Origin of the sequence: Bacillus piscicola (assembly GCF_022458745.1) — a bacterium.
GTDB classification, from domain to species: domain Bacteria; phylum Bacillota; class Bacilli; order Bacillales; family Marinococcaceae; genus Alteribacillus_A; species Alteribacillus_A piscicola.
This window is the reverse complement of record NZ_JAJJJF010000002.1, coordinates 543,367-569,551: the sequence shown is the minus strand read 5'-3', so window position 1 is coordinate 569,551 and position 26,185 is coordinate 543,367. Positions and strand designations below refer to the sequence as shown.

The 26,185-nt window shown below is 44.2% G+C and carries 23 protein-coding genes; 19 read left to right on the top strand and 4 right to left on the bottom strand.

Going from position 1 to position 26,185, the window contains the following annotated elements; all coding sequences use genetic code 11:
• The first annotated feature begins 211 nt into the window (after nucleotides 1-211).
• The 13 genes from LOR49_RS07450 to LOR49_RS07390 all read left to right on the top strand — a co-directional run bounded on the left by LOR49_RS07450 (nucleotide 212) and on the right by LOR49_RS07390 (nucleotide 13,670).
• Entirely contained in the window at nucleotides 212-1,807 is a 1,596-nt protein-coding gene (locus LOR49_RS07450) for an ABC transporter substrate-binding protein (protein ID WP_240375676.1), read from the top strand.
• A 43-nt stretch (nucleotides 1,808-1,850) separates the two neighbouring features.
• Nucleotides 1,851-2,825, top strand: coding sequence for an ABC transporter permease (locus LOR49_RS07445; protein WP_240375749.1), 975 nt, complete (start codon nucleotides 1,851-1,853; stop codon nucleotides 2,823-2,825).
• Nucleotides 2,826-2,827: 2 nt separating this feature from the next.
• A complete protein-coding gene (locus LOR49_RS07440; RefSeq protein ID WP_275899570.1) occupies nucleotides 2,828-3,676 on the top strand; it encodes an ABC transporter permease in 849 nt (282 codons plus the stop codon).
• 16 nt (nucleotides 3,677-3,692) lie between these two features.
• Nucleotides 3,693-4,640, top strand: a complete 948-nt coding sequence (locus LOR49_RS07435; RefSeq protein WP_240375672.1) for an oligopeptide/dipeptide ABC transporter ATP-binding protein — start codon at nucleotides 3,693-3,695, stop codon at nucleotides 4,638-4,640.
• The gene (locus LOR49_RS07430; protein WP_240375670.1) at nucleotides 4,633-5,256 is read left to right on the top strand and encodes an ABC transporter ATP-binding protein; all 624 of its coding nucleotides are present in this window, start codon (nucleotides 4,633-4,635) and stop codon (nucleotides 5,254-5,256) included. The genes LOR49_RS07435 and LOR49_RS07430 overlap by 8 nt, the downstream gene beginning before the upstream one ends.
• A 686-nt stretch (nucleotides 5,257-5,942) precedes the next feature.
• Entirely contained in the window at nucleotides 5,943-6,380 is a 438-nt protein-coding gene (locus LOR49_RS07425; protein WP_240375669.1) for a MarR family winged helix-turn-helix transcriptional regulator, read from the top strand.
• A 462-nt stretch (nucleotides 6,381-6,842) separates the two neighbouring features.
• Complete coding sequence (wrbA, locus tag LOR49_RS07420; protein WP_240375747.1) at nucleotides 6,843-7,454, top strand: NAD(P)H:quinone oxidoreductase; 612 nt, start codon at nucleotides 6,843-6,845, stop codon at nucleotides 7,452-7,454.
• A 322-nt stretch (nucleotides 7,455-7,776) separates the two neighbouring features.
• Entirely contained in the window at nucleotides 7,777-8,901 is a 1,125-nt protein-coding gene (locus LOR49_RS07415) for an acyl-CoA dehydrogenase family protein (RefSeq protein ID WP_240375667.1), read from the top strand.
• 446 nt (nucleotides 8,902-9,347) lie between these two features.
• Nucleotides 9,348-9,485 (top strand): hypothetical protein, encoded by a 138-nt coding sequence (locus tag LOR49_RS07410; RefSeq protein ID WP_240375666.1) that lies wholly within the window; start codon nucleotides 9,348-9,350, stop codon nucleotides 9,483-9,485.
• A 375-nt stretch (nucleotides 9,486-9,860) separates the two neighbouring features.
• Nucleotides 9,861-11,414, top strand: a complete 1,554-nt coding sequence (locus LOR49_RS07405; protein WP_240375665.1) for an AMP-binding protein — start codon at nucleotides 9,861-9,863, stop codon at nucleotides 11,412-11,414.
• Between the two features lies 1 nt (nucleotide 11,415).
• Entirely contained in the window at nucleotides 11,416-12,192 is a 777-nt protein-coding gene (locus tag LOR49_RS07400) for an SDR family NAD(P)-dependent oxidoreductase (RefSeq protein ID WP_240375664.1), read from the top strand.
• Nucleotides 12,193-12,221: 29 nt separating this feature from the next.
• On the top strand, nucleotides 12,222-13,358 hold the full coding sequence (locus LOR49_RS07395; protein WP_240375663.1) for a thiolase C-terminal domain-containing protein: 1,137 nt from the start codon (nucleotides 12,222-12,224) through the stop codon (nucleotides 13,356-13,358).
• Between the two features lie 3 nt (nucleotides 13,359-13,361).
• Entirely contained in the window at nucleotides 13,362-13,670 is a 309-nt protein-coding gene (locus LOR49_RS07390) for a Zn-ribbon domain-containing OB-fold protein (protein WP_240375662.1), read from the top strand.
• A 410-nt stretch (nucleotides 13,671-14,080) separates the two neighbouring features.
• Here LOR49_RS07390 and LOR49_RS07385 read toward each other — a convergent pair whose 3' ends face one another.
• The 3 genes from LOR49_RS07385 to LOR49_RS07375 all read right to left on the bottom strand — a co-directional run bounded on the left by LOR49_RS07385 (nucleotide 14,081) and on the right by LOR49_RS07375 (nucleotide 17,402).
• Entirely contained in the window at nucleotides 14,081-14,680 is a 600-nt protein-coding gene (locus LOR49_RS07385) for a TetR/AcrR family transcriptional regulator (protein ID WP_240375661.1), read from the bottom strand.
• Between the two features lie 369 nt (nucleotides 14,681-15,049).
• On the bottom strand, nucleotides 15,050-15,427 hold the full coding sequence (locus tag LOR49_RS07380) for a hypothetical protein (RefSeq protein WP_240375660.1): 378 nt from the start codon (nucleotides 15,425-15,427) through the stop codon (nucleotides 15,050-15,052).
• 184 nt (nucleotides 15,428-15,611) lie between these two features.
• Entirely contained in the window at nucleotides 15,612-17,402 is a 1,791-nt protein-coding gene (locus LOR49_RS07375) for a sulfate adenylyltransferase (RefSeq protein WP_240375659.1), read from the bottom strand.
• Between the two features lie 825 nt (nucleotides 17,403-18,227).
• On the opposite strand from LOR49_RS07375, the gene LOR49_RS07370 reads away from it, so the two are divergent.
• A complete protein-coding gene (locus tag LOR49_RS07370; RefSeq protein ID WP_240375657.1) occupies nucleotides 18,228-18,611 on the top strand; it encodes a DUF302 domain-containing protein in 384 nt (127 codons plus the stop codon).
• A gap of 291 nt (nucleotides 18,612-18,902) precedes the next feature.
• Nucleotides 18,903-19,676, top strand: a complete 774-nt coding sequence (locus LOR49_RS07365) for a hypothetical protein (protein ID WP_240375656.1) — start codon at nucleotides 18,903-18,905, stop codon at nucleotides 19,674-19,676.
• A gap of 110 nt (nucleotides 19,677-19,786) precedes the next feature.
• Here LOR49_RS07365 and LOR49_RS07360 read toward each other — a convergent pair whose 3' ends face one another.
• Entirely contained in the window at nucleotides 19,787-21,994 is a 2,208-nt protein-coding gene (locus tag LOR49_RS07360; RefSeq protein ID WP_240375655.1) for an S-layer homology domain-containing protein, read from the bottom strand.
• A 353-nt stretch (nucleotides 21,995-22,347) separates the two neighbouring features.
• On the opposite strand from LOR49_RS07360, the gene resA reads away from it, so the two are divergent.
• The 4 genes from resA to LOR49_RS07340 all read left to right on the top strand — a co-directional run bounded on the left by resA (nucleotide 22,348) and on the right by LOR49_RS07340 (nucleotide 26,129).
• Nucleotides 22,348-22,881: a thiol-disulfide oxidoreductase ResA gene (resA, locus tag LOR49_RS07355; protein WP_240375654.1), complete on the top strand. Its 534-nt coding sequence runs from the start codon at nucleotides 22,348-22,350 to the stop codon at nucleotides 22,879-22,881.
• A 25-nt stretch (nucleotides 22,882-22,906) separates the two neighbouring features.
• Entirely contained in the window at nucleotides 22,907-23,623 is a 717-nt protein-coding gene (locus tag LOR49_RS07350; RefSeq protein ID WP_240375653.1) for a cytochrome c biogenesis CcdA family protein, read from the top strand.
• A gap of 108 nt (nucleotides 23,624-23,731) precedes the next feature.
• Nucleotides 23,732-23,920 carry a four-helix bundle copper-binding protein gene (locus tag LOR49_RS07345; protein ID WP_240375652.1) on the top strand — a complete coding sequence of 63 codons (189 nt, stop codon included), beginning with the start codon at nucleotides 23,732-23,734 and terminating at the stop codon, nucleotides 23,918-23,920.
• Between the two features lie 691 nt (nucleotides 23,921-24,611).
• A complete protein-coding gene (locus tag LOR49_RS07340) occupies nucleotides 24,612-26,129 on the top strand; it encodes a multicopper oxidase domain-containing protein (RefSeq protein WP_240375650.1) in 1,518 nt (505 codons plus the stop codon).
• Nucleotides 26,130-26,185: the final 56 nt, after the last annotated feature.

Sequence of the window (26,185 nt, the reverse complement as noted above, 5' to 3'; positions counted from 1 at the left end):
TCGAAGGGGACAGCCTTTCATGTTTTTTTGAGCACTCTATGATTGATGCTTTCCAGCTTTTCAATTTTCACAGAAAACTTTTCAGGAATTTGATGAACGAAAACGGGAGGGACCTTTCCGCGCTATGTTGCATCTGTGACAGAGCCGTTTTAACTGGGAGCGTCCGCAACAAAAAATCGATGTACCGTTTTACGATAGGGAGTAAAAAGTTATGAAAATAAGGATTGTTTTTATATTCTTGTTCTTATCCAGTTTGGTAATGGCGTGTTCGGATGAGAACGGGAAGGAATTTAGTGCAAGGGACGTAGATACAAAGAGTAGTTTAGTATTGGCGATTGGTGGAGAGCCGGAAGATGGATTTGATCCTACTACAGGTTGGGGTCGTTACGGATCCCCTCTTTTTCAAAGTACCCTGCTAACATATGATCAAGATTTTACGATACAAAATGACCTCGCAACGACCTATAAAGTAAGTGATGATGGACGAAAATGGACCGTAACAATCCGTAAAGACGTGATGTTTTCAGATGGAGAAGCTTTGACAGCGGAGGATGTTGTTTTCACGTACAAAACGGCGAAAACAAGCGGATCTGTTATTGATTTAGATAACCTGGAAAAGGTAGAAAAAACAGGTGACGATACGATACACTTTTATTTAAAGAAGCCAGAGTCAACGTTTATCTATTTGCTGAGTACGATCGGTATTGTTCCAAAACATGCCTATGACCAGGATTACAATGAAAATCCGATTGGATCTGGTCCATTTGAATTCGTTCAATGGGATAAAGGGCAACAGTTGATTGTCAAAGAGAACGAGTATTATTATGGAGAAAAACCTTCTTTTAAAAACCTAACGTTCCTATTTCTTTCAGAAGATGCCACCTTCGCGGCAGCAAAATCGGGTGAAGTGGATATAGCTGCTGTCCCCCCCACCTATGCGAAGGAAGATGTTCCAGGCATGAGAATTGAAACATGGAAGAGTGTCGATAATAGAGGCATTATGTTCCCATTCGTTCCAGCAGGGGAGAAAACAAAGGAAGGGGTAGCCGTTGGGAATGACGTAACGGCAGATAAAGCCATTCGTCAGGCAATTAACGTTGGCATTGACCGCCAGGCCTTAGTGGACGGGATTTTGGATGGATACGGTACACCGGCATATACAGCCGCAGACCGTCTTCCATGGTGGAATCCAGATACAGTAATCGAAGATGGAGACATGGAAAGAGCAAAAGATATGTTAGAGGATGCAGGCTGGATAGATAACGGGAATGGGATTCGGGAAAAGAATGGAATTCAAGCAGCATTTACTTTACTTTATCCGGCAGGAGATCAACTTCGCCAATCCTTATCTATCGCTTTCGCTGATATGATCCGACCGCTTGGAATAGATGTGAAAGCAGAAGGGAAGAGTTGGCGTGACATCGAAAAGCTCATGTACTCCCATCCGGTCATGATGGGGTGGGGCAGCCATGACCCGCTCGAGCTGTATAATTTGTTCAGCAGCAATACAAGAGGAATTGGCCATTACAATTCTAATTATTATTCGAACCAGACTGTAGATGCATACATGGAAAAAGCATTGCGCGCCAGAAACGAGAAGGAAGCGAACCAATATTGGCAGAAAGCGCAATGGGATGGAGAAACTGGTTTTTCAGCACAAGGGGATGCACCTTGGGCTTGGTTGGTAAATGTGGACCATGTCTATTATGTACGAGAAGGCTTACACATAGGAGAACAAAAAATTCAGCCGCACGGACATGGCTGGCCGCTAACTGATTCTATTGCACAGTGGGAGTGGGACGAGTAGAAAGACAGGGGAAGAGGGATAGGTTGTGCATTATAAACAAGTCATGTTATTTATCACCGGAAAAGCAGTCAAGCTGGCAACTTTATTGATTGCGGTTAGCATTCTATCCTTCTTCCTTATTAGTTATTCTCCCATTGATCCCGTCCAGTTATATATAGGGGCAGACATGACACGAGTGAGTCCGGAACAGCGTGAGAATATCGCTGAATATTGGGGGCTTCATGAGTCGAAACCGCAGCAATTTATAAACTGGGGTAAGGCTGTTTTACATGGGGATTTTGGAACGTCCTTATTATATAGGAGTCCGGTTGCGGATGTTATCGCAGAACGTTTTTTGGCATCTCTTGCACTAATGGTTGTGGCATGGCTCCTATCGGGTGTCGTTGGTTTTCTGTTAGGAATCATCGCAGGGATGCGGCAAGGCACGTGGGCAGATCATGTTATCAAAGGATTTTGCTTCACCCTTGCTTCTACACCGGCTTTTTGGCTGGCTTTATTATTTTTAATGACATTCTCTGTTTGGCTCGGGTGGTTCCCGGTCGGGCTTGGAACACCGGCGGGAGTGTTGGCGGAAGATGTTACGTGGGTGGAGCGGTTGCGGCATTTGGTCCTCCCGGCGTTAACGTTAAGTATAGCAGGGGTCGCAAATGTGGCGCTGCACACGAGAGAGAAGCTGATAGAAGTGCTTGCAAGTGAGTACATTCGTTTTGCGAAAGCGAAAGGAGAACATGGCTTCGTGTTAGTCTGGCGGCATGGGTTACGAAATATTTCCATACCGGCTGTCTCTCTACACTTTGCTTCTTTTGGCGAGCTTTTTGGTGGCGCTGTGCTGGCGGAACAAGTATTTTCGTATCCAGGGCTTGGGCAAGCCATTGTACAAGCCGGGCTTGGCGGAGATGTTCCCCTCTTGCTTGGTATTGTTCTATTTAGTGCGGTATTTGTATTTGTCGGAAACGTAATGGCTGACTTGCTCTATCAGCTCATCGATCCTCGAATGAGAAGAAGTGGTGTCCAGTGAGCATGCAACGAATAGACGCATATGCTACGCCAACAAAATCGAACAGGAGTGAAAGACAGCGGGCATGGACGAGGATTATACTCGCACTACTACTACTCGCTGGGATTGTTGTTTGGGCATTACTAATCAATGCCGATAACTTGAAGGTTAACTTAGAGGGGAGGAATACCGCGCCCTCCCTTGCACATCTGTTTGGCACCGATTGGTTAGGTCGTGATATGTTTGCACGTACGTTAAAGGGATTAACGTTAAGCCTGGCTGTTGGCATGCTCGCTGCCCTTTCCAGTACTGGCATCGCGCTTTTCTTCAGCCTGTTATCTTCATGGAATAAATGGTTGGATGACATGGTGACGTGGGTGACTGATCTGTTTCTCAGCATCCCGCATATCGTCACGCTCATCCTCCTTTCTGTTGCAGTAGGCGGTGGCTTTAAAGGGGTCGTGGTAGGACTTGCATTGACACATTGGCCACGTTTCACTCGGTTACTCCGCGCAGAAGTCCTTCAGGTAAAAGAGGCAGAATATGTAGGCGTTTCCCGCCAATTAGGAAGATCCCGTCTATGGATCGCCAGGCATCATTTCTTGCCGCATCTTTTCCCTCATCTTTTGGTTGGGTTTCTTTTACTTTTGCCTCATGCCATCTTACATGAAGCAGCCATTACGTTTTTAGGCTTTGGATTTTCCACAGATACCCCGGCCATTGGAGTGATTTTATCCGAATCGATGAGTTATTTATCAACGGGCTTATGGTGGCTGGCATTTTTTCCGGGGCTTGCCTTAGTCATCATGGTGTCCATCTTTGAGCTGCTTGGCCGCAGTATACGCCGGCTTGCCGAAACGTCTTCCGGCTGAGAAGGAGTGGGAGAAAATGAATCTAATATCATCTACTAGAAACACACCCCTGCTGGAAGTGAAGAACTTTTCCTTAACGTTTCATTCGGATCGTAAAGACCGGCAGGAACCCCTCACACAAGTGATTCGTCAATTCGATATCACGATACGGGAAGGGGAGATCATGGCAGTAGTTGGAGCTAGTGGGTCAGGGAAAAGTTTACTAGCGGATGCTATTTTAGGGATACTCCCGGAAAATGCCACCTGTAAGGGTATGTTGCATTACAAGGGTGAGCCCCTAACGGAAAAACGACGTAAGCACCTTTGTGGGGACCAAATCATGCTTATTCCGCAATCGCTTAACGCTCTGGACCCTTTAATGAAAACCGGGAAGCAAGTACAGACAGTAATGAAGGGAAAAGGGAAGAAAGACGGGCAACGAGCTGTCTTTCGAAAAGTAGGCCTTCCTGATCATGTCTCAAATCAGTACCCATTCGAGCTTTCCGGCGGGATGGCAAGAAGAGTTCTGATAGCAACCGCCATGGTCAGCAATGCTCATTTCATTATTGCAGACGAAGCAACCCCAGGCATAGACCCTCACGCTCTTGGTGAAATGGTGACATTCATCAAGCATTTGGCTATGGAGGGAAAAGGGGTTATGTTTATTACCCATGATATCGAGACGGCTTTACAGGTTGCGGATAAGGTAGCTGTTTTTTATGCGGGGGAGACGGTGGAAATAGCGAACGTAGAAGATTTCAGCGGCACGGGAGAAACATTGCGCCATCCTTATACGAAAGCTCTATGGAACTCGCTTCCCCAAAATGGATTTGTCCCATTAGAGGGCCATCAGCCGCTTGCCGATGAGAAAGGAAAGGGATGTGCGTTTCAACCGAGGTGTCAACGAGCAACAGACATCTGCCTGCAAAAACAGCCGGAATCACGAATCGTGAAGGCGGGGATGGTTCGGTGTTTTCATGCTTGAAGTAAAAGGAATCAGCTTTCGCTACCGGAAAGGACAATGGTTGTTCAAAGATCTTCATCTAACGGTAAAGCCTGGCGAAGTGGTTGGATTGTTCGGGTATAGCGGAGCAGGTAAGTCCACGATGGCACAAATTATGGCAGGTTACAAAGAGCCTCTCGAAGGGGAGATTATCGTGGATGGGAGGACTGATTATGATTCAAACGCCCATCCAGTTCAATTAGTCTGGCAGCATCCGGAAAAAGTGATCAACCCGAAATGGCGTATGAAAAAGCTAATGACCGAAGCAACTGTTTCGGACCCTGCGTTCCTCACAGCCCTCGGTATAAAAGAGGAATGGCTCAACCGCTATCCTAGTGAGCTTTCCGGGGGAGAACTCCAGCGATTTGCTATCGCCCGTGCGCTGGCATCTTCTACTAAATATCTGATCGCAGACGAAATGACGACCATGCTCGACGCCATCACCCAGGCGCAAATATGGCATGCTGTTCTCAAGTTGGCAGCACAGCGCAATATCGGCATTCTGGCTATTAGCCACGACGCTCACTTACTGCGAAGGATCAGTGACCGTACGATAGACTTTAGTGGACTTACAAGCTGCTCCGGACCATTTGATTGATGGTAAGTGTTCATGTACCGATTACGGTACCGGCTCGTGAAGGTTTGGAAGGAGCGCCACGTAAACACAACCGCGCGCTAGCGCCATAGCCTCTGTATGAAGCCGTGAAAACGACAAACGCCTAAAATAACAACATCAAACCGGTTGTATGAAGTCGCGAAAACAGTAGAATTCTGAAATAGAGGCATCCAAATGCTCGAATGAGGTAATGAAAACGATGGATTTCTGAAATAAAGGCATCCAAATGCTCGAATGAGGTAATGAAAACGATGGATTTCTGAAATAGAGGCATCCAAGTGCTCGAATGAAGTCATGAAAACGATGGATTTCTGAAATAGAGGCATTCAAGTACTCGAATGAGGTCGTGAAAACGGCGGATCTCTGAAATAAGGTACTCATGGCGGTTGTATGAAGTCATGAAATCAACATCCCGCCCAACTAACAGCTTCATCGAACGAGGATTCCGCAAAAAAGCGGACAAATCTCTGGCAATAGCAACGCAACCAGCACTTTGCTGCATTGATAACAGATGGCCTCAAAATGGCCTCATGCCTGAAACCTCGATTTGTCTGCCTTGCTTGCCAGTGCTGAATCTGTTGTAAAATGAACGATAGGATTGACATATCTTGATATATGATATATTATTATCTTGAAATCAAGATAAATGAATAAAGGATATGAGGAAGATGAGTCACAGGGAAGATTTATCTCTTAAATCGCTGATTGTTCTCTCTCGTGCCAATCGTGTGGTAGAAGATAAGATCAAAGAAGATATTCGAAAGCATGGTTTAAATCCAACAGAATTTGCCGTTCTCGAATTGCTTTTTCATAAAGGGGATCAGCCGATTCAGCGGATAGGGGAGAAAATCCTGTTGTCGAGCGGAAGCATTACGTATGTAGTGGATAAACTGGAACAAAAGCGCTTTTTAGAACGGAAACGATGTCCCGAAGACCGGAGAGTCATTTTTGCTGCCATCACAGAGAAAGGTACAGAGCTGATGAAAGAAATCTTTCCGAAGCATCAAGAAGCTGTTCAACATATGTTTCATGCATTGGATGAAGAGGAAAAGAAAACATTAATCACGTTATTAAAGAAAGTCGGACTCTCTCTAGAAAACCAATAATTTTTTTTATGCAAATATCTCGAAATGGAGATAAATGAATTAAGTGTATTACGGTGCGATGTGAATACAGAGGTACTGCCGCAAAAGATCAAAGGGTTGGTCGTCATAAAATGGCCGCTATGGGGTATTCTAATGGTGCCAATGTAGCCGCGAGCTTGTTGTAGTACGACTGTCCAAAAAGATTTGATAAGGATCATTCTGTTTCCTCCCATCGTACTACGGACAAAAAGCGGGATAAGAAAAGGGATTCAACAAGCAGTTGATAGAAGAGAGAGTACTTTCACAAAGCTTTTATCTCTTGAGTTTATAAAAGGGGGTGTCAAGATTCTTCGAATAGGGTAGGAGCAGGTGTGGCGATACCTATAGGATGAGAAAGAGTGTAACAGGAAAACATAAATGGTGGTGCCTCCAATGAGTATAAATGATTTCTTTAAGAAAAATAAAAAAGGGAGCGATTCAACGATGGCAAACGTAAAATTAGCAGTGATTTATTACAGTTCAACAGGTACGAACTACGAAATGGCAAAGTGGGCGAAAGCAGGCGCGGAAGCAGCAGGCGCGGAAGTGAAGCTATTACGAGTCGAAGAGCTTGCGCCGGAAGCGGCGATAGCGTCTAATCCAGCCTGGAAAGAGCATGTAGAAGCGACAAAGGATGTTCCTGTTGCAACCAATGACGATTTGGAGTGGGCCGATGCGATCATCTTCAGCGCACCGACACGCTTCGGTAACGTACCGGCGCAAATGAAACAGTTTTTGGACACAACCGGCGGACTATGGGCAAACGGAAAGCTGGTCAATAAAGTAGTGAGCGGCATGTCTTCCGCGAACAATCCGCATGGTGGCCAAGAAGCAACCGTGAAGGCTCTCTATACAACGATGATGCACTGGGGTGCCATCATTGTACCTCCGGGATACTCGGATGCTGTTCAATTCACATCAGGCGGGAACCCATACGGCGTCAGTGTAACAGTCGATCAGGAAGGGAACATGCAGGAAGATGTGGAGGGTGCGGTGAAGCATCAAGCGAAGCGTACTGTATCCGTTGCTTCCTGGGTAAAGCAAGGTCAACAATAAATGATATGTAACATGTAGGAGAAAAGCCTGCTGGGATGATCAATCATCTTGGCCGGCTTTTCTTTTTTTAGGTCTTCCTCGGTTCTTTTATAATACGATTCATACTGATTTCACGTAATATTCAAACTCATTGTGTTATTTTATAAGTTTTTCAAATATTCTACCATTGTATTATACGTTACATGTTTGAAAGGGATCGACATGAAGCGGAAACATTCCGGTACATGTGGTGTGCCACATGATTTTAAAACGTGAGAGTTTTATGACTATTTTCTGAATTATTTTATAGGCGAAATGATAGAAGAACCAGGAGGGGACAAATATGACTGTTAAAACGAAAAATCAAAGCTTACTTGACAGTGTGTTGACTGAAATACGTACACGAGGAGATGAGTTTGAAACACGAAAGCATGTGCCAAAGGACATGGTGGAACAACTAAAAAAAATAGGGATCTATCGCGCCCATGTGTCACGTGCTTTCGGTGGTGACGGCCTCTCGCCCTCAGAATTCCTCCAGTTGATTGAGGATATATCGGAGGCGGATGGTTCTACCGGATGGGTAGCAAGTTTCGGTTCTGCGGCGCTTTACTTGGCAGCGCTTCCACGTGAGACCCTCGCTCAAGTATACTCCAATGGACCGGACATAGCCTTTGCGGGCGGACTGTTTCCCGTCCAGCCTGCAGAGAAGGTAAAGGGCGGCTGGCGCGTGAACGGTCTTTGGAAATTCGCGAGTGGTTGTATGGGGGCCGACATTCTCGGTGTTGGTATTGGAGCAGGTGAAGACGGTAAACCGCTCACCGCTGTGCTGAAGCCTGAGGACGTGGAGATTGTCGAAAACTGGGAAGTCATCGGGATGCGCGGAACGGGAAGCCATGATCTGCGGGTGAAAGATGCCTTCGTCCCTGACGAGTGGACCTTTGTCCGTGGGGGTGAGCCAACCGTTGACGATCCGATCTATCAATATCCATCCATCGCGTATGCAGCCCAGGTACTGGCGGTCGTTAATCTCGGAATCGCCCGTGCAGCTATTGATGAAATTTCCAAGATGGCTGGTGCTAACTCGATTACAGGGGCCCCGAAAATGGCGGAGCGCGCTTATCTGCGAATTTCCCTGGCAAAAGCAGAGGCAACCCTTAAGTCAGCACGTTCCTTTTTCTATGAGGCAACGGACGCTGCATGGGAATCCATTCTGAAAGGAGACGGTGTATCCGATGACCAAACCAGTGACCTTCGTTTAGCATCCGCACAAGCTGCCCGTGAAGGCGCGAAAGTCGTACAGGAGGCCTATTTGCTGGCCGGCACAAAGGCGATTTATGACGGGCATCCGTTGCAGCGCCATTTGCGTGATGCAATGGTTGTCACGCAGCATGCATTTCTTAACGAAAGCATGTACGAGGGAGCCGGCTCGGTCATGTTGGGTGTCCCGCCAATGCGTGGGTACATCTGATCTTGACGGGGGACGAAGGAAGAAGATTCTTGGACCTAAATAACAGATAAACATTAGGTTGCGCCGTAGGAACACAGTCCAGACTGCCACTGCATGACGCCGGTTCTCCTACTTTTCTAGTTGAAAAAGGTCTTATGACTGCTTCTTAAAATACGGTATGTTGATAAACGAACGTTATGTGGTCTCATGAGTGCGTCATGAGACCATTTTTATGTTCAATTCCGTCCTGACAGGTCTTATGGCGCCTTCATAAGACCATTATGGAAAAAATACGGATGGTGTTGTGTCTTATGAAGCCTCTATGAGCCCAATTTATGGGGGGAACAGGTGATATTGGGTCTTATAAACGCCTCATGAGACCGACTCTCTAGAAAAAACATGACATGACGGTCTCATAAGCCTTTTTATTTTTATACGAGCGGATGCAAAGCGGGATCAGCGTTGGGATGAAGCCACGAAACCAGCGTTTTGCCAAAATAATAGCATCCAAGCACCTGAATGAAGTCGTGAATACGGATGATGCTTACAATAACAGCGTCAAAGCGGTTCGATGGAGTCGTGAAAATAAAGCAAGGAAGAAATAGAGGCATCCAAGCACTTGAATGGCGCTGTAAAACCAGCGTTTCGTTGAAATAGCAACGTCCTAGCACTCGAATGACGCCATGAAAGCAGCGTTTCGCCGAAATAACAGCATCATCGCACGTGGATAAAGCAAACGTCGATAAAAAAGCGTTTGTAAGTAGAGTCTATCTATCTGAATGTGGTTTCACTACCTCTCACTTGGCTTATTAGGTGAGAGGTAGTTGACGTTTACGGTTGACGAATGCACAAAAATGTCATAGACTATAGTCTGTAACACACAGACTGTGGTCTGTGTTTAAAATTAACGTGTTTGAAAGCGCTTAAACGAAAATGAAAATAGAGTATCGATACATAGCACCCGATGGGGAGGGGTACCGATGGATATAATGGGAGAGAGAACGATCATCGACTTGCTGCATGAAAAATGTGAGCAGCATAGGGATAAGACATTCCTATTGTTCGAGGATAATGACCAGAAGACGGTGAAATACACGTATAACGAATTTTTGGATCGTGTCAACCGGTTCAGCTGTGTCCTTTTAGACTTTGGGATAAAAAAAGGCGATCGGGTGACTCTTCATTTGCCGAATTCTTCGGATTTTATTGTTTCTTGGTTTGCGTTAGCGAACATTGGGGCTATTATGGTGCCGACTAATGTGCTTTCGACCGCGAGTGAAATGGAATATCTGATGGGTCACTCGGAATCGGTCATGTTGGTTACTGAAGAGGAGTACCTAGATAAATTTGAATCTATAAAAAATAACCTGCCTCGGATGCGAAATATATTGCTCACCCGTTGTTACGATAAAGAGCAGGAACATGTAAGCGTTAACGCCTTAATAGAGAAAGCGAGCAGCCAGGTTCCGGAAGTTGAAATCCGAGGGGAAGATGTGGTCGCGATCCTTTATACGTCAGGCACTACTTCTAAACCAAAAGGTTGTTTGATTACGCATACGAATTATCTTTATACCGGGGAAGCCGTTTCGAAATCGATTCGCTTTTCACCGGACGATAGAGCCTTGATTGTGCTTCCTCTTTTCCATGGGAACGGCCAGTATTACTTGTTTATGCCGGCCCTAACGGTAGGTGGGAGTATCGCCATTACCGAACGCTTCAGTGCTTCCCAATATATCAAGCAGACGAAGCGGTTAGGAGCGACACTCGGATCGTTATTTGCCGCTCCCATTCGAATGATTCTTGCCCAGACATATGACCGCGAAGACAGAGATAATTTTCTGCGATTAGTGATTTTTGCCCAGGCAGTGACGCCGGAAGAGGTCACCGATTTTGAAGAGAAATTTCAAGTTCCTCTTCTTCAACTTTACGGTATGACAGAAACGGTGGCGCCCCCGCTTATGAACCCACTTGATGGAAAGAAAGACAATACGAGTATTGGCAGGCCGATTATTACGGCAACTATCAAAACTCTCAATGAGACAGGGCAGGAAACACAGATTGGCGAGCCAGGTGAAATTGTGGTAAAGGGGATTCCCGGCCGGACGATTATGAAAGGTTATTTCAAAAACGAAGAGGAAACCAATCAGATGATCCAAAATGGCTGGCTTCACACGGGAGATAAAGCAAGGCGATCAGAAGAGGGGCTCTTCTATTTCGTAGACCGACAAAAAGATATGATAAAACGGGCTGGCGAAAATGTGGCAGCCAGTGAAGTAGAAAATGTTCTTATGGAGCATCCGGCTGTCTATGAATCGGCTGTGATTGGCATACCTGATCCCATACGCGATGAGGCTATCAAAGCTTTCGTAATTGTCAAAGAAGGACGCTCCATTTCAGAAGAGAAACTTATCGACTTCTGCAGAGAACGAATGGCTAAATTTAAAGTACCGGACGTCATCGAGTTGGTTGAGGACTTCCCACGTACCTCAGTCGGGAAAATACAAAAGCATCAATTGCGAAAGAGGGGTGTGTAACGTGGATAATACATTGAAAAATAAAGCAGCGTTAGTAACGGGAAGTGCAAGAGGCATAGGCTTTGCAATCGCAAAATGTCTTGCCAAAAGAGGAGCGAATATTACGATCGTAGACGTGCTCGATAGTGAGCAGGCCAAAAAAGAAATCGAAGAAGAGTTTCCAGATGTGAAAGTGCTGACACAAAAGGTGGACGTAAAGAACCGAGAAGAGGTACAACGCGCCGTCCAGGCGACAGTCGATACGTTCGGTACGATCGACATTCTCGTCAACAACGCCGGAACTTGTTCGCGATTAGATTTGGAAAATATGACCGATGACATGTGGATGCGGGACCTTGATACGAATTTAAGAGGAACTTTTCTTTTTACGCAGGCAGCGATTTATCCGCACATGAAAAAGCAAGGAGACGGCAGAGTTATCAACATCAGTTCGATTTCAGGGATGATGGGCGGCGCGATTTCGTATGATGAAGATGGGAAGCGCGCGCAAGGTCGGTCAGGACCGGCATATGCGGCATCCAAAGGCGGAATTATCGCCTTTACGAAGTGGGTAGCCAAAGAAGTGGGCGATTTGGGCATTAACGTAAACAGTGTGGCTCCGGGAGCCGTTCAATCTGAAATTACGAAAGGGATGAACTATCCGTTAGATTTGCAATCGATTAAACGGCCCGGTGAGCCCGAGGATATTGGAGAAGCCGTAGCCTATTTAGCCTCCCCGGCTGCAGGATATGTGACAGGAGAAGTATTGAAAGTGTGTGGGGGAGCAGGGATCGGTTAAACAAAATAAGATCCATGAGGAGTGGAACGATGAGTGCGGTATCTGTTATTGGCAGGGGAACAACAACATTTGGCAAAAAAGAAGACTCGCTGAAATCCATGCTGGTAGAAGCGAGTAGAAAAGCGATCATTGATGCAGAGAGACCAAAAATCGATGCGGTTTTCGTTGGAAACTTTACGGCAGGAACGCTTGCGAATCAAGAGATTTTAGGATCGATCCTGACGAATGAACTGGGGTTGGGGGACGTTCCCTCTGTGAAAATGGAAGGAGCTTGTGCTTCCGGAGGGCTTGCATTCCGGCACGCGTACCAATTAGTGAAAGCGGGCGAATATGACACCGTATTAGTTGCCGGCGGGGAAAAAATGACCAGTCAAGACACGGAAACGGTGACGAATGCGATCAACCATGCGATGGACAGTGGAACGAACGAAGCGGCTTCCGGCCTGACGTTCCCTGGATTCTTTGGTGTACTGGCCAATCGGTATATGCATGAACATGGGGCGGACAAGAAACACTTGGCCATGGTAGCACTGAAAAACCGCGACTATGCGTTGGCTAACCCGATTGCTCATTTTAGAAAGGAAACAACCTTAGAAGACATTATGCAAGCACGGAAGATTACGGATCCCCTCGGATTGTTTGACTGCTCTCCTATATCCGACGGCGCGGCCGCTGTTGTTATCCAGCGGGGGGAGAACGGTGTTCAGGTTCTTGCTTCCGGGCAGGCCTCGGGGATACCGGTCATGCAGGAAGTAGATGATTTGCTTCATATCCCAGCGACGCATCAATCGGCTAAGAGAGCCTACGCGGCAGCGGGTCTTGGTCCGGAAGACATCGACGTCGTAGAGGTACATGATTGTTTTTCGATTACAGAAATCATTGCCACGGAAGAGCTCGGATTTTTTGAAAAAGGGTGCGGATGGGAAGCAGTTGAGAAAGGCTTAACCAAGCATGGAGGTAAAGTACCGGTGAATACGAGCGGTGGGTTACTATCGAAAGGGCATCCGATCGGTGCAACCGGCATCGCCCAGATCATTCAAATCGTCGATCAGTTGAATGAAAAAGCATGCAACCAGGTGGAGAATGCCAAAATAGGGCTTGCTCAAAACTTAGGTGGCACTGGGGCGTATTCAGTCGTTCATATTTTCAAAAAGAAAGGAGCATAGTCCATGGATTTGCCAATTAAACGATGCACAGAATGTGATGAAATTCTGTACCATTATAAATACCTCTGTCAAAACTGTTTTTCCGATCAACTAGAAGACAGCACCATCGAAGGAAAAGGCAGCGTGTATTCGTACACGAAGATCCACGCGGCTCCGAAGCAATTCGCACAACAAGCCCCTTATTTTATTGTGCTGGTTGAAATGGAACAGGGGCTGAAGGTAACAGGAAGATATGAAGGCGAAGACATTACCATTAACGATTCCGTCGAATTAAGCGGAATCAAAGATGACTGCTATTATTTCAAAAACTAAATCAAGTTCATACAACAATATAAATAACATATAAACCATTCGTTTACAGTCAAGCACATCTGTTGTTGATTGTAACAGAAGGCGGTGACTCGGGAATGTAACCGAGGAACTTCTGCTAAAAGCGCGAACGTCCTGTTCGCAACGCAGAAGCCACCGCATCTTGCGGAAGTGAGACTCCGTAGGTAGCGGGATTAAGGTTCAAAGGCTAAAAACGCCACGTCCAGTGGCAACGCCTTTGTGACCAACATCGTGTTGGCCTGAGGAGGCTCAAGCCATGCCCGCGGAAAGCATCCGCCTGCAGTGCAAATCAATCGTTCTATGCTATTTGTTCGGGTTTCGATAACTGGTTTTGAATTCTTATGAGAGTACAATCCTCGCCTTGTTAAAAAAGCGGGGATTTTTAATATGTATTATTTCCTGACCCCGCTTAAAACGGCGCGCATGATTTTTTCGCTTTCTGCGACAAGGTTATAATTCTCTTCAAATAAGAACCAATCATAAAGAGTTCCCCGCATACAGCGTGTAATTAACATCGTAATCTCACTGGAGGAAAGTTCTGTGGTGAATTCTCCGGCTTCCTGCCCTTCTTTTACGAATTCATGCACTATTTTATAAAGAGTCCGGTCGGTGTTTGCAAAGTAATTCTCCGGATTCGGAGTTAAGCCACCCTTATAGACCACTCTCATTAAATCTTTTCCTAAGTCATCCTTGAGATAAGTCATTTGCGCTAAAGTTAAACGAAGCAGCTTTTCACTTGAGCTGAGTTCAACAGGCAGCGTTTGAATAAAGGATGCGTAGAAGTCATCAATTTCTTTAAATTTTTCAAGGAAAATATGATATTTGGATGTAAAGTGTACATAAAAGGCACCCTTGGATGTATGGCTCGTGCGAACGATTTCATCAACCGTAACGTGATCAAATCCCTTCTGGCCAAACAGGTGTAAAGCAGTTTCGAGAATCCGGCGTTTCGTTTCTTTGGCTTTCATCTGCCGGGCAGTTAATCGTGACATCGAAATTTCTCCTCTTCTCCTGAAAAGCGTTTGGTAAAAGTATAACATGGATTATCCACGAATTAGAAATAGCTATCCCTGTACAATTGTTAGTAGATATGGAAATTGACAAGAAAATCGTTAAGCGACTTGATGATCAAGATTATTCACTGAGAAAAAGTTCCTAGAATACCGTTGGATTAAAACAAGAGGAATAAAGAAGCATCGTGAAGTGAGATAAAAAGCATGAAGCGAGTGGGGTAATGATAGCAACGACGTGATTGCTTACGATTGCATCGGAATTTTTAACGTGAGATTCTGTCCGCACGGTGCGGATACATTTTCATGCGCAAAAAAACATGGGCTTGTCCAACAGCCCAGAGAGGAGTTTTAACGTGCGCGTTTTAAGTCGCGCAGGTCTGTTTCTTGTTCGAGGGAGCGTGCGGCTAAGGATTCTAAAATTTTATCTTGCCGTGATTCATTCGCTTTTAGCGAGACGATGTCGCCATGAAGCTGATGAGTATCCATCGAAAGTGCTTCAAGCTTGGCATTTGTTTCCTCTTGACGGTCTCGAATGGCTCTGGTTAGATCGGTATTTTCGTTAAGCTGGACTTTGATCAGCGTGATGTCATCTTTCATGGAAGTCTGCTCAGATTTAATAAGAGCAATGTCATCTTTCATGGAAGTCTGTTCAGATTTAATGACAGCAATGTCGTCTTTCATGGTTTTCATTTCAATCAATATTTGCTGTAAAAGTGCTTCGCTCATTTGGGCTCCTCCTTTCATTTGATTGATGGCAACTCGGCTGTGAAGATCTCAACCTTATTCTAGCACATCTTGTCGAGAAAGGGCCTAAGAAAACTTACATCCCCTAAAACACGACGAAAGTCAGAATCAGGGTAAATAACACTGATTCTGACTCTTCTTAAAGAAGTGCTATCTTTGCCGTTTGCTAGCTTCGATAGCGCTTGTATGGCAGGGGATTCCATGTTCTGTATTCAAGTTCTTCCGACCGCAGCGGAGATGGAATATCATCGAACATTCTTTGGGCCACTTCTAATTCCCGTTCTGCTTCCTCTCTGTCCTGATACATAAATTCATCGGAAGCCTTCTCGGATGCTTTATCGACCTTTTCCTTCAAGGAGGCGACAATCATCTCTTGCTGTTTATGGAGGGACTCGCGCGCGTCGGCGATCCAATCGGGCTGGGTGGACCTTAGGGTGTCCGTGATATAGCTGAACTCGTCATAAATTTCTTTGTAAATGCGATCAGCATTCGCGCGTACATCCAACATAACTGTTTCTAAATCATCAATCGTCAGTTCTTCCACTTTCAGTTCCTGACCCCGCTTTGGTCCGCCCAGCCTCGATCTGCTTAAATAATAGGGGAAAATACTCTTAATCGTTTTCCCAACCGGATGGATCGCCTGCCGGTTTTCATCCACGCCTTTTGGCTGCACACCTTGCATTGCAATCCGGGCAGATTCAGGCCGAACAATTTCCTTCGGCGGCAGAACACCATAACGCAACAGTTCCCTGATTCCTGTTCCGGAAATATTAATCCGGTACTTTTCGTCATGCGGACAAGTCAGGTCCGTTGCTTGGTGGTCACAACGCGTACAATAGAATACTTCATGGAATAGGCGGATATCAATACCTAACTCCTCAGAGGTAAAGTCGTCAAAAATGGTATGAGCCGCATATTTATCATAAAAGTCGCCAATGCCCGCATGGTCCCTGCCGATAAGGGCATGGGTGCAGCCGTAGTTTTTCATAATGATCGCATGCAAAACAGCTTCTCTTGGGCCGGCAAAGATATAGGTCACTCGTAACGGAGCGAGCATCGTTCTTTCTTTTGGGTAGTAGTTATCCAGGACACTCCGATAAGATAACATTCTGAACTCATGTCTCGTATATTCACGCTTAGCCATCTCTACCAGCGGCTGTACAAACAAGCCGTCCATTTCTTCGAGGGCATTGCGGTGAATGTATTCATGCCCGCGATGGAGTGGATTCGCTCCGGTGATAAACCCGCCGACCGAGTTGAATTTCTTCTCTTCATAAAATAGCTTCCACGTATCTTTCGGTTCCATGCGAATCTCTTCAAATGGCCCCCAGTGTACCCGGCGCAGCAACTGGATCGGCCCGCCTAAAGCGGTATCTCCCATGCGTCGGTATATCGAATCGACGCCGGGATGGCTCCGATCTGTGGTGCCAAAAAGATGCGATGCACGAAAATCCCGGTCATAGTAAAAAATGTCATCTAGTTTAAGAATGGCGACTGGCTCTTTGGTCTCGTCAGCAAGCGCAACCTCGTCACCAACTGAAAGTGTCCTGATAATTTCCTTGTTCTGATCCCCAATAGGCGCAAAACTCAGCGGAACCGGCCAAACGACGCCATTTTTCAAACGGCCGGTTGTAAGAACGGACTTGTAATCATCTTCCACCATGAAACCTTCATTCGGAGACAGCACACCGGTCGCAATCATTTCCAGTGTAATGACCGCTTCCAAGTCAATCATAATCATGGGCAGACGCTTTGCTCTTTTCATAGCGTTTTCTTTTTCTTTCCCGGTAAGGACCCGGTTCACCAATTTTCCTCCGTGCGGCTGTTGTGGGTAGTCTGCTACCTTTTCTTCCTTCCATACGATTGAATCATTGTTCACTCGTTCTCCTCCTCCTTCTCCTAGCACACTGGCAGTCAGGTGATCTATTGAAAGACCAACGGAATACTTTGCTTCCATGGCCCTTGTCCCTTGTTTATGTATATGGGAAAATCCTTCCTCTATAACAGCGAAATAAACGTACTATCCGAATAGCGGGGGAGAAAAATATATAACTATACAAAAAATTAAAAATTCTTTATTACTACTATCGTAGTCGAATTGCAATAAGTTGTAAAGCCGAGTATTAGGCGGCCAGTAAGCCGATTTTGGTAAGTTTGGTTTTTCGAGCATTTTTTTCAAAACTATGGACATGTACCGTTTCCAACTATTTGTTCCCCTAATATGTTGGTAATAGCTAAGGGATGTTTCACCTATCCCTAGCAATAATGCGAAGGAGTGGAGACAATGGCTACAACGAAGGAAAGCTGTATAAATAAGTGTCTGGAAGCATGCCGTGCCAAGCACTCAAGTGTGTTGGAAGCTTCCGACTGTGTGCAAAGATGTATATGGAAATGCCAAAAGGAAAATCCAGCAATATGGCTGAACCCCCGAGCATTTCGTAAGCATTAGATAAAGCAGCTTTTGAAGCCGCACACTGGGAGGAGGGATAACATGTAGTTAAAAATACAATGTCCCCCTTTCTCCTCTTTTTTACAAAAAAACTGAGAATCGTTGTCGGCTTCTTATTTTATGCGTTGACCGCTGTATGTTACGACAACTTCCTACATAAGCTAAGACGGCCTTCGAAAGAGGAGGCCCAGCATGTATATGTACTTTTGGGCTGGATAACGTTTCATAGATGACAGGTGGTTTTTCCTGATCAGCTGGAAGAAGAAAAAAAGTTAGCATTCGTGAATCAAAGGGTATCAGACATAGGAGGATACCGAAAAAGGAGATGAGCTTATGTTTCATTATACGGTTGAAACGAATCGAGGCATCGAGGAGGCGGTAACCACGTTAGAGGAAAAATTAAAAGACGAACAATTCGGAGTGCTGTGGCACTTTGATATTAAGGAAACATTGCAAAAGAAAGGCTTTGAATTTGATCAGCCTTATCAGGTCATGGAAGTATGTAATCCGAAGGAAGCACAACGCGTATTGTCTGAAAATCAAATGGTAGGTTACTTTCTTCCATGTAAGATTGTTGTATATGAAGATAAAGGAACGACAAAAATAGGGTTACCACGACCAACAGCTATGATTGACATGGTGAATGATCCATCTATTAAAGAACTGGCCCAGGATATTGAAGACCGTTTAATAACGTGTATCGATCGGGCGGTTTAGATCAAAATGAAGGTAGATAAAAAAGTCCCTTTCACTGTCGAAGGGGCTTTTTTCATGCACCTTTTACATATAAATAAAGGGCCGGTTTATCAGGAGAATGAAGAAATCACGGGATAGAAAATCTCATAAGGTCTCCCTTTCTTGAACGTAGCATTAGTGACGTCCTCTCGGTACTGAAGTATATACCGAATCGGGAACGTGTGTTGCGGGAGATTTCGCCGTATGACATTATGAAAGAGAGTGATTAAAAGTAACGGGTGCTTATCTGCTAAAGATAGGAGTAGCATATATATGAAACCTAGAGTAAGAAGCCTTATTTTAAGAAAGTTGATTACAACCTTTGTTACTACAACTATTTTTTCGATGCTATTAGTTTTTGTTAGTATGATAGATGGGTTTGAATTTGTATATAACCAAGGGAATCAATTCATCGGTTGGTTCTTCATATATGAAATATATATTGGCGCGATTATCTTAATTTACGGGAACTTAGTATCTATAGTAATAGAGTATTTGCAAAGAAAATGGTTTCGGCAACGTGATTGGCTGTATGTCTTAATTCTTGGTGTTTTTGGATTGGCGAACGGACTATTTTTTCAAGAAAGAACACTTGCCTTGTTCGGCATGTTGGCAGCAACCCTCTATGCGATTATTGACAAGTGGCTATATAAAAGAAATACAAAAGGCAAGAGTATGAAAATGTTTATTATACTACCAATAGCTTCACTTCTACTATGTTGGGGCTATTTTCATTTCACTTCTCCCACTATGCCCCCATTTACAAAAGAAGATGCTGTTCATTTTGCAACATCTGGAGAAGGTACCGTAATAGAAAATTTTCCTGAAGATATTGGTAAATGGGAAGGTATGATTGAAGGTTATCAAGTAACAAGGGAAACAAATGTAGAAGAAATCGGAGAAGAAATATATATCGTTACCTTTATCGAACATTGGAAAAAAGGTCATGATATGGGTACGTGGGAATTATCCTATAAAATTGAAAGAGGGAGTTTAACTGCTAATGGGGAACAAGGCAATATACCACCATACTATAAAGGGAATTAACGAGTAAGACCACTCTTTCTTACTATTGCTACATTTTCACAACAAGGGTTACGCCTTTAAAAAGGCCATGTTTTAGGGCTTTCCCTTTAACATGGCCTTTTTTCTATCAATTAGGATACACCTAATTCACTTGCTTTTTCGGCAAGACGGAAACTTGTTACAGCTAAATGGGCTAATGTTACTTCATCCTCAGGATTAAACGTGTTGTCATTTCCTTGCAAGATTTCCATGGCGTAGGCAAGGGCAACATATCCTTTATATTCGTCAGCAATCTCCTCGGAATCTTCAAAAGGAACTTGGTAAATGTCTGCATGTTTGGCAGCTTCCTCTAAGCCTAATGCACGTACAAGCCAGTAAGCCAGTTCTTCACGAGTCAAACTTTCATCTACCGGGAATGTACTGGTATCTGTGTTAACAATGCCTTGTTGCGCTGCACGCTCGACAACTTGATAAAGGGGATCACTTGGCTGAATATTTTCAAAGGTAGATTGTTGTTCCTGAGACGGGTTGTCTGGGTAGAAACGCTCTAATGATTTCATTATCATTTCAATTGCTGTCCCTTTTGTCACTGTTTTGTTCGGTTCGATCTCATCCTCTTGATCTGCAGAAATAATACCTGCTTCCATCATGTAATTGAGCTCGTCCGCAGCCCAGTGATCGGTAATAACCGGTTTAGTGGAAGGTTCTTCTTGTTGATGTGTCTTGTCCCATTCTCCCGCTATCGCATCATAATAAGCATAATCACCTTGATAAGTTGGGCGGTACACGAGGTGGTATTGATTGCTTTCCTTAGATTGTGGATGGGACACGTATGCGAGTTCGACGTCAAGATCGGCCAAGTAGTCTTCCAACGCTTCCTCCTTTTCGACTGCGTCTTCAGGGTTCGGCCAGTCCGTTACGGTATGTTGGATACTGCTAAATGATGCCAGTTTCCCGTCCTCGGCAGAAATACCAACGTTTAAGAAGCTTCCATTTACAAGTAAGCCATTTTTTACTTGTGGGAAGGAAAAGCTGTAGATGCCCCGGTCATCCGGACTTTTATTGGTGACGTTGATGGGATAAGCATATTCATGCATAGTGGATGCCCCGTAGGTTTCAATTGCCTCGACAGCTTTTTCTAATGCTTTTTTGTAGGCTAAATTTTCTTCGAGTGATTGATTGTATAGATCGATGTTTTGAAAATTGACGATTTCACCAGTTTCTTTCTCTACATCAAAAGTCGTGCCAGAACCTGAGTTGCCACGATGAATCATAAATTGTACGGTAAAAACATCGACCCCATTTCTTACTCGTTCATGAATAGACTCAATTTGCAGTTCCGCATCATCTGGCACCGTCAACAACTCTTTGGCCAGTTCTTCCACGTCATCACGTGAAAGCGGGCTTGGTTCTTCCTCGACAGGTTCATCACGCAGCATGTTCACTTCTTCATGCTCTGGGAAATCCGCTACAAAAGACTGTCCTACTTCCCAGTCACCACTTCGGGCATGAATCCCATTAAATGGTGGGGATGGAACATAGACGAGGCTCACGTCTTGTTCATTCGTTTCATAGTTATGTTGCACATTATACTGTAATTGCAGGCTAAGGTTATCTGAAATGGATGCTAAAATCTCATCACGATCTATGACACCGTCTTGTTCCTCGTATTTCACCGGCTCTTGGTGATAGGAGCTATCACTAAATTGCGTGATGTCACCATTACCTAAAACAGTTACGACAATATCCTGGTTAATCACAGGAACGCCATTTTTCATTCGTTGAAAATAAAATCGATATTCAACTGGATCCGTTAATGTTTGGTTTCCCCAGGAAACGGTTGGCGTAGTCCGGTTACTCTGTTTATAATCACTTGATACGTTGTTAGACACAAATTCCTCTGCCACTTTTTTTGCCTCATCTTGAGAGACACTCGCTGGGTAAAGAGCATCTTGAACGTTTTCCGGTTGATAATTGAAATGTTGCAGCTTTAAATCTTCCCCCACAAACGCAACATTCCCATTGATCCGTTGATTATTATCAACTTCCTTAAAAAATCTTAAGGAATGACGAACAACGTCATCCTTGGTACCATCAACGGGACGAAAATGATCCATCCTAAAATCACTTTCATCAAGAAAACCAAACCCCGATGGAAACAACTCATAGAAACGATCAATCAAATCTTGCTTCGTCAAGTCAACATCGGCTGCACTTATTTCAATGACCTGATCAGACTGCTCACTAGAGTAAGTGTCCGCAGCAGAAATACTAGGTGCGAAAAGACCCATCATTAAAACTGTGGAAAGTGAAGCCATTCCTAAACGTTTGTAATACATAGAAACCCCCCATATTGTACTCTCGTAAACTATCGTAACAAAGTTTGCCAATAATTAATATGAATGACAGAAAGTTTAAAAGGTTGAAACACCCATCCTCATGCTGCTATTGGGAACAATGTTGATAAGTGCGGTGGCAGCACAGCTTGTATTTGGACACTGCTTATTATTTTGATATTTTTGCCTTTGGATCTTGAGGAGGGCTATTTGATATAGAGTTCACTAATTGTTCATTTCTCCTTTGGCATCTCTTACTTTTCTTCATAATTTTTACACATATCTCTTCTATAATAACAAGGTAGAGGTTATCTGGAATAGGAAGAAGATTAGGGGTATGGAGGGGAAAAAGAAGAATGTCCAAAAAAAGAAAACGACTATATTTTCGCATTTCTGTACTTAGTGTCATCGGAATCTTGCTTGGTTATGTGTATTATACTAACTTTATTAAAAATGAAAATACGTTAGTTCTGGAAGGAGAAACGGCCCCTAATTTTCGGCTCGAAACACTGGAAGGGGAAACAGTGGAGTTGGAGAATTATCGGGGTCAGGGTGTGTTCTTAAACTTTTGGGGTACCTATTGTCCGCCTTGCGAAGAAGAGATGCCTTATATGGAGAATCAATATGCGGAATTTCAAGACAAGGGAGTGGAGATACTTGCTGTAAATGTGGGAGAGTCCAAATTAGCGGTGGAACGCTTTGTAAACCGGCATAAGTTGACTTTCCCGGTCCCCATGGATGAAAATAAAGCCGTGCTAGATAGATATGGGATTGGACCTTTGCCAACCACGTTTCTCATAAACGAGAATGGAATAGTCATTGATATTTTAACCGGAGGGATGACAGAAGAAGATATTCGTGGATATATGGAGCGAATCCAGCCTTCCTAGGAAAACATAAGGAGGAATACAACTAATGAATGAAATAACGATTTGGCTGGCTTTGGGAGCAGGGGTGGTGTCGTTTTTATCGCCATGTGTTTTCCCGCTCGTTCCCGCTTACTTAGCCCAGCTGTCGGGTACTACGGTGGCGGAAAACGAAATTAAAGCCGATCAGCGCTTGATTATTCTCAGAAGCCTTGGGTTTATTCTGGGATTTACGATTATTTTTATGCTTCTAGGCGCATCTTCCACTTTTGTTGGCCAGTTGTTCAGCCGATATAACAATCTGGTCGCACAAATCGGTGGTATTATTATCGTGCTATTTGGTCTCCAGATGGCAGGAGTATTGTCCGTGCGCAGTTTGATGTCAGAGAAAAAGATATCTTCCAAGCCAAAGAAAACGGATAGCTTTGGCGGTTCTGTCATGTTTGGATTGTTTTTTGCAGCTGGCTGGTCTCCTTGTGTGGGGTTAGTACTGGGTTCTATTTTAACGCTCGCCAGTCAGAGTGGCACCATGATGACTGGTATGGCGATGCTCTTTATTTATTCTATTGGAATGGGAATCCCATTTTTGTTAGTCGCTGTGTTTTACTCGAAATCCCTACATAAGTTAAGGCGTTTTCATAAGTTGATGCCACGCATTCAAAAAGCTGGTGGCGTCATCATGATTATTATGGGAGTGATGCTTTTTTTCGGTTACTTTCAAATGCTCTCCAGTTACCTCGCTCAATTTGTCCCTTTTAGCATATAAATAACGGGACAATTTATCGCAACAAAATAATTAAATGCCAAACACTCAAACAAATGCCGCGACCACAGAATTAAATCGTTCAAACGTTCGATTCCCAAAGAATAAGTGATGTGCTGTTGGATATCCCGTGGAAGTACGTATGCAAAACAATTCTGTCAACTTTGTGCGACTATTTGTGATGATTATGCAACCGAATGTGAAAAATTCCAGGATGCTCATTGTCAAGAATGTGCGAAGTTTTGCCGTCAATGTGCGGAAGAATGTCAAGATGGCAGGATAACGTTTGAAAGCAGGTAGCGTATGTTACCTGTTTTTTAATTTTGGCGTGCCCGGCATGTGCTAATATCGCTATGAATCCTGACAGAACGAAGGCCAAAGGAGAAAAAGATTCAAAAAATAATAGAGCTCGCAGAGGAAAATAAATGAACTTACATTATGTCTGATAGTGAAGGATGAAGTAGGAACGAACACCTTGTCCCCGCATAAACTGGAAGCTATTAAATTAACTAGATAATATTAAAAATATTTTGATTTATAGAAGGTAATAAAGGAACTTACATTTGTTGAGGAAGGCGGATTGTGATGATCTGCCTTTTTTAACTGTTCTAAAGGATTCCCTGTTCTAATGGATCACTCATTTTTATAAACAGATCATATTGAAGGGCGACGAAACTGTATTTTCGGGTAAAAGTCATCGTTACGAAAAGTTACTTTCTCCATACTTTCTTGACAATTGCCTAGTAGGATAATAGTTGTTTAAAAATCTATCATGAGGAGTGGAAGCCATGAAAATAATGGATCTTTGTTTTGATCCCAACCATGATATAGGTTTTACGAATTAAAAAGCTCCAAATTAAAATGCTTAACTTCTATCCCCGTAGTGATCGTTCTAATTGAATACCGTATCTGCGGATTGGTATGTAATAACGTGGAAAAGAAGTGGGCTATCTAGAATAGGTAAAAGACTACTAAAGGAGCGAAAGAAAAAATGAGAAGAACTATATTGGCAGTCGTAGGCCTGGTGCTAATATTAGTAGGCTGCACAAACACTGCAACAGAACAACAACCAGAAGAACAAAATACGGAGCAGGAACAAATGCAACAGAAAGAAGATATGGAAATGGACCATGGGAACATGGAAGGTATGGAAGCGCACATGGACCATGATAATATCCCTCCACTTCAAGCGTCCGAAGGAATACAGAAGCTGGCTATCCCACCTCTGTTAGAAAAACAGAAGGGATCAGATTTCGATTATGACGTGGTTGCTCAAGAAGGCGCAACAAAATTCTTTGATGGATCTTCAACTAAAACTTACGGATATAATGGTAATCTGTTAGGGCCAACTTTACGGCTGAAAGAGGGGGAAACCGTCAAAGTGAAAGTTCGAAATGAGTTAAATGAACCAACGACATTTCATTGGCACGGCCTTGAAGTGCCGGGGACTGAGGATGGTGGCCCAAGTGATCTCATCCAGCCCGGTGAAAGTAAAATCGTAACCTTAAAAGCAGATCAGCCGACAGCAACATTGTGGTATCATCCACACCCACATGAACGGACAGCGGAACAAGTGTTCAAAGGGCTTGCGGGAATGCTTTATATAGACGAGTCTGATGTGACCACTGATTTGCCAAATACGTATGGTGTAGATGATATCCCTCTCATCTTTCAGGACCGGCTTTTCGATAAAAACCAACAACTGGATTATGAGGCTCTCATGAACAGCGACGGAACAATTGGTGATATATCGCTTGTCAATGGTACTCTAAACCCGAAACTGACTGTGACAGAACCGCTGATGCGTTTCCGAATCCTTAACGGGGCAAATGCCCGAAATTACACGTTCCGTTTGAGCAACGGAGCAACATTCGTTCAAATTGCTTCGGATGGCGGGTTATTGCAGGAACCTGTTGAAACGGATGAGATAACACTTTCCCCGTCGGAGAGAGCGGAAATCCTAATTGATTTCTCAGCGCTGGACTCCAATGAACCGATTGCCATTACAGATGAGGAAGGAAATGCCCTATTGCCTTTTGATTTGGATCTAGATAACCGAGACGTAACGGAAGAAACGGAATCAATGTCATGGGAAGATAACACTACATTTCTTACGGAAGAAGAGAAGTCCTTATCGGTCACCAAAGAGATTGAACTGTACGGGATGATGGACATGGTTACCATCAACGGAAAGAAATTCGATCCTGGCCGAATTGATTTGCGGCAAGAGCAAGGCGTGTCGGAAGTGTGGGAAATCTATAACAAGCCAGATGAGATGGGCGGAATGAACCATCCATTCCATATTCATGGTACCCAATTCAAAATTATTTCCCGAGATGGCGAAGAACCGGACCCGAAGGAACAGGGACTGAAAGACAGTGTTCTTATCGAACCTGGCGAACGGGTGAGACTGCTCGTTACTTTCCCGGAAGAGGGAATCTATATGTACCATTGCCATATTCTTGAACACGAAGACAACGGTATGATGGGCCAGGTAGAAGTATACTAAATTCATTTAAATCGGGCAGGTGGCTAATCATTAGTTGATGAGTCGATCTCACACAC